Source organism: Enterovibrio sp. QJM3NY_24 (genome assembly GCF_057786035.1).
Genome location: NZ_CM173519.1, coordinates 2,382,673 through 2,395,928 on the forward strand (window position 1 = coordinate 2,382,673; position 13,256 = coordinate 2,395,928).

The following is a 13,256-nucleotide window of genomic DNA, read 5'->3' on the forward strand; positions in this document are numbered from 1 at the left end:
CACCGACCCACCGTCTTACTCATTCGCAATTAGCTTTTGCCGTTTTGTACCGCCACGTCAGCGCGTGATTGCTCGTAGTGGGCGTAGCTGTATTCAATCCAAGAACCGTCGTAGTTGTAGATACCTTCTGCACCCAGTACTTCTTCCAGTACCATTTGAGTGTGTGCAGAACGAACACCAGACTGGCAGTAAGCAATGACTTTCTTGCCTTTGATCACGTCGCCATAAAGTGCTGTTAGCTCTTCAGCGCTTTTCAGCGTGCTGTCTTCGTTCAGGGCTTGGGTCCAGTTGATATGAACACTGCCAGGAATCGTGCCAGGACCGAATGCCCCCGATACGGTGGTAGAACCATCAAATTCTTGAGCGCCGCGCGTATCTAGGATCACCCAATCTTCAGAAGATTGTGCATCGATCACCATCTCTAGTGTGGCTAATCCGTTCTCTACTGATTGCGGTGCAGGCGCTTCGTAATTGCTTGCCGTCACGGTCGGGTTAGCATTGCCCGTTGGGTAGCCTTCGCCAATCCATGCGTTCAAACCACCGTCAAGATAGCGAACATCGTCATGGCCTAGATTTTTGATTTGCCAGAAAAGGCGAGCAGCATCGTGGTGAGAGTTAGCAGCGTAAACAATGATGGTTGAAGAAGGCGTCGCGCCGTACTGGCTTAGCAGCGTTTCCATTTCATCGACAGAATTGCGCATGCCGTCAAATGCATAGGCGCCGTCTGCTGCAGAGTAGTCATTACGCCACATAGAGAAAGAGCCTTCGATTGGCGCATCAGGTTTCATTGGGTTAAGTGCACCAATGACCACAACATCTGCACCCGTGCCCATGATGCTTTTCAGATCTTGCGCAGAAATAAAGGCTTCAGGGTTAGCATACGCATTGAATTTTTCGTTCAATACGTCTGCACTTACGGTGACGGCTTGTGCGCCGAACATTGAGGTATATCCTACGTAGCCTGCTGCCATTGCAGTAGCTAGCACACCCATTGCAATTGTCGATTTCTTCATCACATCATTCCAATATTGTTTAAATTTTTTCGCTCATCACTGAGCAGATTGAAATCGGTGACATGACGCTTTACTGGGAGGCTGAGTTATTGTTTTTTAGTGCCACACGTTGAAAAGCATCACGCTATAAATAATTGAGTTGGCCGCTAAGAGCCAGTAGCACGGATTGTGCGTTTTTGAAGGGCTGACGGATATTGTGGTAAACCACAATATCGACACTAATTTGATCTAAAACAACATAAAGAAAGCGGTTATTTCAGGTATCATTCCCGCCAATCGAGTTTGCCCTCTAACGGTCCTCCCTTTTGTCTGGATATTTAGTGCGCCTGATGCCCCTGTTTAGCATCAAGGCCGTTTTACTTTTCGTCGTCAGTTTTAGCTGTTTTTGCGCCTGTCCGGTGCGAGCTAATGTTATTCAGCATTATGATGTTGGCGTACTTGCGTTGCGTGGAGACGACCATGCCAAAGCCGCGTGGCTTCCAACGTTGAAATGGCTAGAATCTCAAATTCCAAATACAACATTTGATATCCACACGTACGATTTCGACGAGTTAGATGATGCTTTCCGACACAATCAACTCGACTTTCTGCTGACCAGCCCAGGACAGGCGACCAATATTGCCCGCCAATATCCGCTTAACTGGCTCGCCACGCAGAAAACTGCCTACAGCAGTAATGCAACCCATTCCATCGCCTCGGTGGTCGTCGTGCACGACGACTCGCCTTATAAAACATTGAGGGATATTGAGCATGCGTCAGTCGCAGCAGTTTCTGAAAAAGCATTTGGCGGATTTTTGGCACTGCGGTATGAGCTGGATAAAAGCGGTTTGTTCAGTCGGGCTTTCTACAAAAACATCACGTTCACGGGGCCACCAACAGACAAACTGCTGCTTGATGTGCTGGATAAGACACTGGATGTGGCGATTGTGCCTGCCTGTACGCTGGAAAGTATGGCCAAAGAAGGCTTACTAAAACGTCATCAACTTCGTGTACTTGACCGTAAACACCCTCATGATTCGGTATGCGCTGTCACAACGGCGCTTTATCCAAACTGGACACTGACCAAAACGGAACGCGCATCGAACGAGATCGGTAAAAAAGTCACTCAGGCCTTATTGTCACTCCCTGAATATTCAAAAGCGGCAGCCGCGGCAGGTAACATTGGCTGGACACTGCCCGCCAGTTCGATGCGTGTAGACAAAGTGTTTCAACACCTTGACATGCACCCGCTGCAAGAAAGCTGGCAACAGGGCCTATTCAAGTGGCTGACCAAAAACCAACTCATCACCTTTGCCATCGTGATTTTTCTTGTTCTGCTCAACGTGTACCACTTCTGGCTTGAATACCATTTCAACCGCAGCAAGAAGGACTTGGAACGCACGTTGTTTGATTTAAAAGAAAAGAACACCATGCTGGAACATGCCCAGCGCACCATGATTGTCGGCGAGCTAGGCAGCAGCATTGCCCACGAAATTAATCAGCCATTAAGTACGATAAAGAACTATTCCGAAGGTATTCAACGGCGGTTAGATCAAGGTATGACCGCGGAAGAGCTCGCGCCATTTCTGGGCAAGATCCACCAGCAAGTGGGCGTTGCCAGTGACATTGTTCAGCGCTTAAGAAGCTTAATAAAACGCACTCCGAGCGAGCGGGTTATCTGTGACCCAGCAGCCTTTGTCAGTGAATCGTTAGAGCTTATCGAGTTTGATTTTCAAGCACTGAAAATTGGCTTGAAGTTCACGGTTGAAGGCACGCCAATACAAGGCGAATTTGATTACATTGGCATGCAACAAGTCATGCTCAATGTACTGCGAAATGCCAAAGAAGCGTGTCTTGCTAATCTGGATTGGGAACAGCGGCCAATGGTCAGCGTCGAGCTTCTCTATGGCGAAAATGACATTGTTATTCGCGTTGAAGATAATGGCGTGGGCCTGGAAGCCTGTGAGAAAACGGTAAAAGAACCCTTCTTCACCACCAAGCAGGACGGTCTTGGACTTGGACTGGCAATCTGCCGTGATGTCATTGAATCACACCATGGGCATTTGATGATCCAACCTGCCCGCCCGAATGGCTGCGAAGTCACGGTGGTCATCCCCCTCAAGAGAGAACAAGCATGATGAATTCCAACACTGGCCCCGTTTATGTGGTGGATGACGAAAACGCGGTACGAGAGTCGCTGGTTTTTATGTTGGAAACTTACGGCTTAACGATTCAAGATTTCAGCTCAGGGCAAGCCTTTCTCGATCATATTGATATTCATCAGCCAGGTTGTATTGTGCTGGACAGCCGCATGCCTGAAATGCGCGGACAGGAACTGCAAACCTTATTGAACGAGGCGCGAAGTCCGCTTTCCATCATCTTCTTAACCGGGCATGGCGATGTGCCAATGGCAGTCGATGCACTCAAAGATGGTGCAGTCGATTTCTTTCAAAAACCCGTCGATGGCGACAAACTGGCCAAAGCCATCGACAAGGCGCTGACACACTCTTTTCAGCGCAAAGGCCACGTTAGCGTAGAAAATAAATACAACAGCCTGACCGAGCGCGAAAAAGAGGTGCTGAAAGAGGTCCTAAAAGGCCAAACCAACCAGCAAATGGCGAAGACCCTGTGCGTTTCACTGCGCACCATTGAGGTTCATCGCGCCAACATGATGAAGAAATTCGAAGCCTCCAATGTCGCTGACTTGGTGCTGAGGCTGAGTACGCTTATTCAGCAGAGTAAGCTGTAAGGGGGAAGACGAAGCCTGTCACCCCTGTGCATGTCCGGTAATTAACGGCATCTGCTGCCATGTTCTTTCGTGCAGCAATTCACAGCCTGATTCAGTGATCACAATATTGTCTTCATGCACCATCATTCGGTTAGGCGCGAACGCCATGCCCGGTTCGAGCGTGAGTACCATTCCCGGTTTTAGCACCACATCACCATTGGGCACATGGGACGGCCATTCAGTGAGTTGCATGCCCAAGCCGTGCCCCATTCGGCCAATGCATGAAGCGGTGTCACCTGATAATCGGGCCATTGCGAAATCGAGGAAATGGCTTGCTCTGCATTCTTCACACTCAAAATACCCCGTTGGGCATCGCTATATGGCGTTTCTACATGCGATAGAGGGTTACGAAAGTGCGTCAGGTTGCCAGTGAGAAGCTGCATAGAAAATCATCCTTGTATTGGTTCGCCCATGGCTCGGTGTTTCAGCGTGTATTCCGTGAAGCACACGTTCAATGTTGATAATAAAAGTTTACCAACACGGCCTGCTGCGGTTGCGCCTTGTTGCGTTCAGAAGTGCGGGTTTTATACAAAATAGCGATGATCTACGCGTAAATCCCGCACCGTCAGCATCAAGCACCGTTGATGATCACACTTTCCAACGCTCCTTCAATCTCGCCAATATCAGTGGACACGCCATGTTAACTCGAACAACACCAACTCAATATTTTCAATCTAAGTTAATGATTTAAAGCTTATTTTATAGCCAGCATGTAGCACGCCAACTCCTGCCTTCTGGAAGCAAGATCGACATTTTAAAAACAAACTCTGCACCAAGATCAATGAATTGCATATTTACCCATCATCATTATTGATAAATCAATCAGAATCCCGTCCGTAAACACATAATTCTAATAACATTATTCTGGGACAAACCATGAAATTAAAGCTGTTGCCATTACTCATTGGGAGCGCACTTGTCAGCCTGCCTACACTGGCGGAAACCACCACACTCACCGCGCTGGGTGAACAAACTCGCGCATCGCTACAACAGATGCAGCAACTCGCGCTTGACCCCGCCAACATTGTTGAGCGCAACGGTCGTCGCTTTTTGCAGTACCAAGGCAAAGAATATTGGGTGAACCACGAGAACTACCCCCTATTTCCGCTAAACGATAAAAAAGGTGAATACAGTACGGCTTTCCCGTTTGTCGACACAGATTGGGAATACGTGCCTTACAATGGCGGCTTCTATGTCATGCATCGCGAATTCGGCGTCATGACGTCGGATGATACGGGCTGCTACGTAGAATACATTCCCGCAGCACGGGGCTCACAACATGATGATGGTAGCTATATTTGGCAAAGCGATATGGTTTTGCGCACCGTCACGTCCGATTGCGGCACGCTGACTCTGCCAGAGATCACTGAGCTGCAGGCAGCATCCGTGTCTGACATCGGCGTAGAGCTCGCTTGGATCGCAACAAGTGATGATGCTGAATACTCAATTGCACTGACCGCTCGCCACGAAGGCCAATCACCGATCACTGATAACTATTCTGCCAAAGGGAACAGTTTCTATATTGGCGATCTCGAACCAGAAACCACCTATGACGTCGAGCTGACAGGCTGCAATGTGCTGAGTTGCGACACTGAAACGTTTAGCTTTACCACTTTACCAACCCGCCTTAGCTACAACGACAGCCGCGATGCACAAAATCACTTGCTTGGTAACCTTCGTGCCCACGTTAATTTTGCACAGACACACACCAGTGTGATGCCAAATGGCAACGAGGTGTTGGGTCACCCGAACCTTGTCATGGATCGCAGCGCGCAGTTGTTGGTGACGCCGAGTCAGCCAGTTATTAATCAGATGTGGGTCGATGTTGAGCTTGAAGGCGTCAGCATGGGCCGTTTCCCCATGCTACCACCGAGCGCATTGGCGAAAACCGATCAGCTAAACAATGGCCGTAGCAAAGTGGTGTACTCCCACCACGCGTGGAGTTTCCCTCTGAGTTGGGAATGGATGAAGCCGGGTCTATCACTGCGCTTTAGCGACAACCGAGGCCGTGAAGGCGATCTAAACAGCGACATGGTGGTATTCGGCGGCGCACCAGAAATGGTGATTCAAAACATCGATATTGGCATGCTGGTTGAACCGCGTGATCGTTATGACATGATTAACCAAATGCCAAATCTGGCGACGGATTACTTCCAGAAGATCCCTGTGTCTAAGCTGGTGATGGCAGATTACACGCCCGTGCATTTACGAAAAGTGACACTGCCAAACGGCAAGGTGTACACCAAAGCCAGTGAGTTTGAAACTCCCGGATGGCACGCTGGTGACATGCGTGAATTCATCGGCAAGCGCCTATTCTCGATTGGTATTAACAACGCTAACTTCGGCATCACAGATACCGCTGGCGGCGATGCAAGCTGGGCTCGTCCATTTAGCCATATCACGGCACACAATAGCCGAGGCCGCTATTTGGCGAAAAACGCGGAGACCGACGTTGTCACGTCTAAAGTTGTGGTGCACGGCGGGAGCGGTGGCGGCGGCATTGTGACGCTAGACGATACCCGTGGCAACGAGTGGTCACACGAACTTGGCCACAACTTCGGTCGTGGTCACCACCCACAAAACTCATCGATTCATGACATGGAATCTGGCTGGGGTTGGGATGCACGCTACAATCGCTTCATCGGCAACATCCATTGGTCTGCTGCGCCAGAGACAATGGAAAACCCTAACAGTGGTGAAATTGTGCCGCCGTTTGCGGGTGAGTTCCGCTTTCTTCGTGAAGCCATGGGCGGCGGGGAGTACCCACGAACGGGCCTTATCAGTCATTACACATTGGAGCACCCTATTCAATCTCGCATCACACAAGATTGGTTTAACCGTTCGAATAATCTGGACATGAATAGCACCACGGGCTTCTCGCAGTGGGATCACTATGCACAGCAATATGTTGAAGCTGATTCAAACCATTCAAAACCGACATCGAAAGGCGTGCCAGTTATCACTGTGTTGGGCATTTACGACCCTTCAGAGAATAACCCAAGCCAGATTTATCCCTTGGTGTATTCCAACTACGGCAACCTATTTGATCTTCCTGCGCCAAGTGCCATCGACCTGCAACTCGAAGGCTGGCAAGACGTCGCTTCCCTCACCAGCGCTGATCGCGTGAACACCCAATGGCAGACGATCAAAGAAAACAATGAATGGCTGCCGCTTTGTCAGTTCAGCTACACCAGTGCGAATGGTGAACAAGCCAACTTCGTCGGTTATGAAGACGTTGCAGACAATGTGTGTCGCACCACATCAGACATGTATTGGGCCGTGAATGGCGAACGTGAAATGCCAATATCCGCGCCTATGGCATATCAACTGCTGGCAAACAAAGGTGAACTATTGGGCAAAGTGACCTATTCACCAACAGCGGCGCTGGGTGAGCAAACGCTTTGTAGCTTAGATAAAGCAGGCACATCACACGATGGTGCAGGCTATATTGCTAATGGAAAATGTACGCAGTTTGACGGTCTTAAACACGTCAACGGCGCAAACTGGGCTTATGCAGCGCATCAAGGCGGTATCATGCAGTACAGCCTGACTTCACAAAAGCAATGTGAGCTAGTTGTTGATGGCGAAGACGGTTCAGTGCAGCGCATTGCGCTGGCAGGTGGTCGTTACAACAGCGGTGAAAGTAACAAGTTCCACATCAACTTGCCTGCAGATGTGCACCCTGAGCGAATATCTCTGAGCTGTTCTACAGGCGTAGATTCTTACAGTGTGCTCGATTCGGTTGAAACGCCACGCAACCCTGCGGTTAACGATCTGATTGGCCCTGTCATTATTGGTCAAGAACACGGTTATGAAGCACTGGATTCCGCATTGCCATCAGGCTGGTTTAGCCACACCGACACCTTCGACCCTGCGGCATTGCCTGAAAAAGAGCGCCAAAACCTTGCAACCCTTCGTTTAGGTAACGATTACCCAAATATCTGCCGATTCCCAATGACAGTAAACGGCGTAGAAAAGACCTTGCATGGCTACGTGGATAACCTTGGCAACGGTGATTTCCAATGCACAGGTGGCAGTGAAATCACAGTACGTGACGCAGAAGGCGAACGCCCTGTTTTATCCGCGCTGAACCAATTTGAATGGCTGTCTTTGATCAGCAGAGAAGACATCGGAGAACGCATCAAAGCGACGGAAAACGGCGATGCTAACCTCTGTAGTTTGAATCGCGGCGGTGATTTTTACGGCGCGGGATTTGTGAACAGCGATGGCCAGTGTGTGCAAGAGCCTGAAGTGTATTGGTCAAATGGCAATCATTGGACCTTCTCAACTGGTCATGGTGGCTATAGCTTTCGTTAATGATGGCTTCGTTTAACGACAGTTTTCGTTAAATTAATCATATCCAACCCTTCCCGCCAACACCGCGCTTTTCGCAGTGTGTTGGCGGGATATTTTCTGTTCACATCCCACCTGAAACACCGCTCAGTCCCCGTTATTTCATTAACTTCTTTAACTCTTTCTGTCGCGTAAGTCCGTTCACAAAGCTCGCGATATTCATAACGTAAAATTATTCACTCGATAATAATCGATAATTTTACGCGCACACTATGAACGCTTATTCTCGACCCCATGCAAAGCCAACGTTTAGCGCGGCGTTTAAAAGAGAACATCATTCTTATCAATAGCCCTGACGCCTAACCGATTGCGCTGAATGAGATAAGCGAATACGAGGAAATCGACATGAAAGACGCATTGTTCCAACCTATTAAACTGGGTTCTCTTTCACTTCAAAACCGCATTGTCATGCCGCCGATGACACGATCTCGTGCCACCCAACCCGGCAATAGCGCCAATGGCATGATGGCGACTTACTATGCACAACGAGCCAGTGCTGGCTTGATCGTGGCTGAAGGCACGCAGATCTCTGCATTAGGCCAAGGCTATGCATGGACACCGGGTATTTATAGCGAAGAGCAAATCACGGGCTGGCGTAAAGTGACCGACGCTGTTCACGAAAAAGATGGCGTGATTTTCGCACAGCTTTGGCACGTAGGTCGTGTGACGCATACGGCTAACACAGGCGGTGAACAACCTATTTCATCGTCTGCACTTAAAGCCGAAAACGTCAAAGTATTCATCAATAACGGTACCGATGAACCAGGATTTGTCGACGTGGTTGAACCGCGTGAAATGACAAAAGAAGACATCAAAAACGTGGTGGCGGAATACCGTCAAGCGGCTTTGAATGCCATTGAAGCGGGTTTCGACGGCGTTGAACTGCATGCTGCCAATGGCTACTTGGTGAACCAGTTTATTGATTCAGAAGCTAACCATCGTACCGACGAATACGGCGGCGCTATCGAGAACCGTCTGCGTTTCCTCGGAGAAGTGATTGAAGCCATGACTGACGCCATTGGCGCAGACCGCGTCGGCGTGCGTCTCGCGCCGTTCACGTCATTGAACGGCACCGTGGATAAAACCCCCGTAGAAACCTACACCGCTGCTGCTGTGTTGTTAAACAAACTGAATGTGGTTTACCTGCACATTGCGGAAGTGGATTGGGACGATGCCCCAGACACCCCAACCGTGTTCAAACATAATGTGCGTGAAGTGTACCAAGGCGTGATCATTTACGCGGGTAAATACGACGGCGACAAAGCCGAACAAGCAATCAAAGACGGTCTTGCTGACATGATTGGTTTTGGCCGCCCATTCGTTGCCAACCCCGATCTGCCAAACAGACTTCGCAACGGCTACCCGCTGGCACAGCACGACCCAAACACCCTCTTTGGTGGCGGTGAAAAAGGCTTGACGGATTACCCTGAATATCACGCTGATTGATTTTCAGCGACATAGTTTCGGATATAAAAGCCCGGCCTTTCGTTCAACGACAGGCCGGGCTTTCTCGTTTTTCGACGCATTTGCATTTGCGCTGACAATAGAAGATTCAATAAAAAAGAGCCAAAAAAGCAGAACGTTTACACTCCCACTAATCACCAAGATTACAATTGGTTATCTTAAAAATTCACACAGAGAAACTCACTTTAATTGCTTCATTTACACAATCGGTATTTAATAGCCTCAGTGAATTGAGAGGTAGAAAATGGCAACGATCAAGGACGTGGCGAAAGAGGCGGGAGTCTCTGTCGCAACCGTTTCTCGCGTGATTAACAAATCGCCAAAAACGAGTGAATCATCCATCGCATCTGTCACCAACGCGATGAGTAAACTCGGCTATCGTCCCAACGCGGCAGCGCGAGCCTTAGTCAGTCAAAGCACCAACACAGTTGGCGTGCTAGTGGGTGATGTGTCTGACCCCTTTTTTGGCACCATGGTGAAAGCGGTAGACAACGTTGCCCATGAGCACGGCAAACACATATTGATCAGCAATGGCTATCACCGCCCTGAAGAGGAGCGCAATGCGATTGAGCTTCTAATCAATAACCGCTGCAATGCCTTGGTTATCCACGCAAAAGGATTGTCAGATGAAGAGTTGATCGGCTATGCCAAAGAAGTGAAAGGCATGGTGATCATTAATCGTCACATTCCTGATCTGGCAGAGCGCTGCATCTCGCTTGATAACCGCAAAGGCGCTTATCTAGCGACCGAATACCTCATCAATCACGGTCATACTAAAATTGCCTGTATCGCATCGTCACAAAACATTGAAGATGCTTCTCAGCGTGTTGAGGGTTATCTTGCCGCACTGAAAGACAACAATATTACGCTGTCAAAAAGCCATATCGAGTATGCCGAACCCAATAGTGATGGCGGTGAAATCGCGATGACGAACCTGCTTACCAAGTCACTTGAGATAACAGGAGTGGTTGCCTACAACGATTACATGGCATCAGGCGCGTTATCTGTTTTGGATGAAAACAGCATCAAAGTGCCTGAGCAAGTGTCCATGATGGGGTTTGATGATGGTTTAATCGCCCGTTATGTCTACCCTCGCCTCACCACAGTGCGTTATCCAATTGAGATGATGGCCGACAAAGCCGCGCGGTTAGCACTCGCATTAGCGCGTGAGGATCACGTAGAAAATGAGACCATCGTTTTTTCACCCACCGTTGTGCGTCGAAACTCCGTAGTGCGTGTGTCGGAGAGATAAGCCAAAATCACCAAATCAGACAAATAAAAAAGAGCGCGAATATGCTGATATTCGTGCTCTTTTTTGTTTTTACGCCCAACGCTAACATTAACGCAGGACAGCAACTCTCTCGTTGAACTGATTAAAAATCAAAAGCATAAACTGTGTGGTAGCGATACGTTTGATCTGGTTCAAGCACACAACTTGGCTGGTCCCACTCAGGGTGATGAGGAGAATCTGGCAAGAACTGAGTTTCCAGCGCGACGCCTGCATAGTCGGCATATTCACCACCGCTGCGATTTGGCGTACCAGCCAACCAATTCCCCGAATATAACTGCATCGCCGGTTTGTCGGTAAACACCGACATTTGAACCTTCTCATCATGACTCGCAAGCACAGCAACCGCCATCGAAGCCTCACGGCGAGGGTTAAACCAATAACTGTGATCGTAACCTTTGGCACCTTCTTGCTGACTATCCGCTAAGAAATCCTGACGAATAGTTTTAGGCTGCCTGAAATCAAACCCCGTCCCACCGACTGATGCCAACTCCCCCAAAGGAATACCCAAATCCGTCGTCGGTAAGTAGTGGTCCGCATTCACTTGCAACCTTTGGTCACGACAATCTGCGCCCGATTCCGCCCCATCGAGATTAAAATAAGCATGATTGGTCAGGTTAACGGGTGTCGCTTTGTCTGTGTTCGCTAAATAGCAGATCTCAATGCAATTATCCTCGGTGAGCTGATACGTCACCATCACAGTAAGGTTGCCCGGAAAGCCTTGATCGCCATCTGGAGACTCATGTGAAAAAACCACTTTTGCTGACGTCTGCTCGCGAATACGCCAGCGCACTTTATCAAAGCCGAATGCGCCGCCATGCAAGGTGTTGCCCACTTGATTAGTCGTCAGCTGATAAGCATGGTCGTGTATGTTGAAACGTCCATTCGCGATGCGGTTGGCATAGCGCCCAACCGTCACGCCCATGTAACTTTGCTGACGCTCAAAATCAGCCAATCTAGCCACGCCCAGTACGATTTCTCGGCGCTCCTCGTCAGCTATCGGCAATCGGCAACTTAGCCAGGTTGCGCCAATATCCATCAACACAACGCTGACTCCCGCCGCATTGCTTAATTCCACCAGCTGTGCCGGCTTGCCATCATAAGCAGACTGTTGCGTCATTGATTGAAACAGAGGATGCGTCATTACACTCCCTTACAACGCTTCTACTAGACCTGCGCCGTCATGCACCTGACACACGTAGATGGATTCTTTCAAGCCTGTCTGCGCTTCATAGCTGGCTTCGACTGCGGCCTTCACCTCATCGACCAATGAAGAAGGCACAAGGGCAACAATACAGCCACCAAAGCCGCCGCCTGTCATACGCACGCCACCTTGATCGCCAATCACTTCCTGCACGATGTCTACCAGTGCATTGACTTCTTTGACGGTGATTTCAAAATCATCACGCATTGAAGCATGGGATTCGGCCATCAGCTCGCCCATACGCTTCATGTCACCCACACGAAGGGCGTCTGCGGCAGCAAGGGTGCGGTCGTTTTCGGTGATCACATGGCGAGCACGTTTGGCGACTAACTCTGAGAGATCGCTAACTCGGTCATTGAATTGCTCAATGGTCACGTCACGCAAGGCTTTCACGCCAAAGATACGCGCCGCTTCTTCGCACTGAACACGACGCGTGTTGTATTCGCTGTCGACCAAGCCGCGTTTTTTGTTGGAGTTGATGATCACCACCGCCATGTCTTCTGGCATGGATACCGCTTGGGTTTCCAAGCTGCGGCAATCCAACAACATGGCATGGTTTGCGCGGCCTTCGGCGGAGATCATCTGATCCATGATGCCGCAGTTACACCCGACGAACTCGTTTTCGGCTTGCTGACCATTGAGGGCAATATCAGCTTGAGAGATATCGAGCTGATACAGTTCTTTAAACGTTTGACCAATCACCACTTCCAACGCGGCTGACGAGCTTAACCCCGCCCCCTGCGGCACGTTCCCGCTTACCGAAATATCTGCACCATTGAACGTCAAACCACGCTCAAGCAAGCATTTGACGACGCCACGAATGTAATTCGCCCACATCTTGTCTTGTTGGAAGGTCATGCCTTCGCTGATATCAAATTCATCGATCACATTGTCATAATCAACCGACACCACGCGAACGATGTTGTCTTCACGTTTCGCCGCTGCCACCATGGTTTGATAGTTAATCGCGCAGGGCAGCACAAAACCATCGTTGTAATCCGTATGTTCACCAATCAAATTGACACGTCCTGGCGCCTGCACGATGTGGGTTGGCAGGTAGTGAAAAATCTTCTCAAAAGACGCTTTCACATTTTGAATCAGATCAGACATATCTATCGCTCTTATAAAATTTCAAACTGGGTGAAGGCACACCAAATCGAGCAAGCC

The 13,256-nt window shown here is 49.3% G+C and carries 8 protein-coding genes and 1 pseudogene; 5 read left to right on the forward strand and 4 right to left on the reverse strand.

What is annotated here, in order from left to right:
* Nucleotides 1-29 precede the first annotated feature (29 nt).
* Nucleotides 30-1,013, reverse strand: a complete 984-nt coding sequence (locus AC3CIC_RS10450) for a sulfurtransferase (RefSeq protein WP_488514551.1) — start codon at nucleotides 1,011-1,013, stop codon at nucleotides 30-32.
* A 329-nt stretch (nucleotides 1,014-1,342) separates the two neighbouring features.
* Here AC3CIC_RS10450 and AC3CIC_RS10455 point away from each other — a divergent pair, with 329 nt between their 5' ends.
* Together AC3CIC_RS10455 and AC3CIC_RS10460 are read left to right on the forward strand one after the other, a co-directional pair.
* The gene (locus AC3CIC_RS10455; RefSeq protein WP_488515902.1) at nucleotides 1,343-3,130 is read left to right on the forward strand and encodes a sensor histidine kinase; all 1,788 of its coding nucleotides are present in this window, start codon (nucleotides 1,343-1,345) and stop codon (nucleotides 3,128-3,130) included.
* Nucleotides 3,130-3,741, forward strand: coding sequence for a response regulator transcription factor (locus AC3CIC_RS10460; RefSeq protein ID WP_394210372.1), 612 nt, complete (start codon nucleotides 3,130-3,132; stop codon nucleotides 3,739-3,741). Before AC3CIC_RS10455 ends, AC3CIC_RS10460 begins: the two co-directional genes overlap by 1 nt.
* 18 nt (nucleotides 3,742-3,759) lie before the next feature.
* Here the strand turns inward: AC3CIC_RS10460 and AC3CIC_RS10465 are convergent.
* Nucleotides 3,760-3,999: pseudogene (locus tag AC3CIC_RS10465) on the reverse strand (M24 family metallopeptidase); the annotation flags it as partial.
* 657 nt (nucleotides 4,000-4,656) lie between these two features.
* On the opposite strand from AC3CIC_RS10465, the gene AC3CIC_RS10470 reads away from it, so the two are divergent.
* The 3 genes from AC3CIC_RS10470 to AC3CIC_RS10480 all read left to right on the forward strand — a co-directional run bounded on the left by AC3CIC_RS10470 (nucleotide 4,657) and on the right by AC3CIC_RS10480 (nucleotide 10,849).
* On the forward strand, nucleotides 4,657-8,097 hold the full coding sequence (locus tag AC3CIC_RS10470; protein ID WP_488514552.1) for a M66 family metalloprotease: 3,441 nt from the start codon (nucleotides 4,657-4,659) through the stop codon (nucleotides 8,095-8,097).
* Between the two features lie 381 nt (nucleotides 8,098-8,478).
* The gene (locus AC3CIC_RS10475) at nucleotides 8,479-9,579 is read left to right on the forward strand and encodes an alkene reductase (protein WP_488514553.1); all 1,101 of its coding nucleotides are present in this window, start codon (nucleotides 8,479-8,481) and stop codon (nucleotides 9,577-9,579) included.
* A 262-nt stretch (nucleotides 9,580-9,841) separates the two neighbouring features.
* Nucleotides 9,842-10,849, forward strand: coding sequence for a substrate-binding domain-containing protein (locus AC3CIC_RS10480; RefSeq protein WP_488514554.1), 1,008 nt, complete (start codon nucleotides 9,842-9,844; stop codon nucleotides 10,847-10,849).
* Nucleotides 10,850-10,970: 121 nt separating this feature from the next.
* Here the strand turns inward: AC3CIC_RS10480 and galM are convergent, their stop codons facing one another.
* On the reverse strand, nucleotides 10,971-12,029 hold the full coding sequence (galM, locus tag AC3CIC_RS10485; RefSeq protein ID WP_488514555.1) for a galactose-1-epimerase: 1,059 nt from the start codon (nucleotides 12,027-12,029) through the stop codon (nucleotides 10,971-10,973).
* 9 nt (nucleotides 12,030-12,038) lie between these two features.
* A complete protein-coding gene (gene galK / locus AC3CIC_RS10490) occupies nucleotides 12,039-13,199 on the reverse strand; it encodes a galactokinase (RefSeq protein WP_488514556.1) in 1,161 nt (386 codons plus the stop codon).
* Between the last annotated feature and the right edge of the window lie 57 nt (nucleotides 13,200-13,256).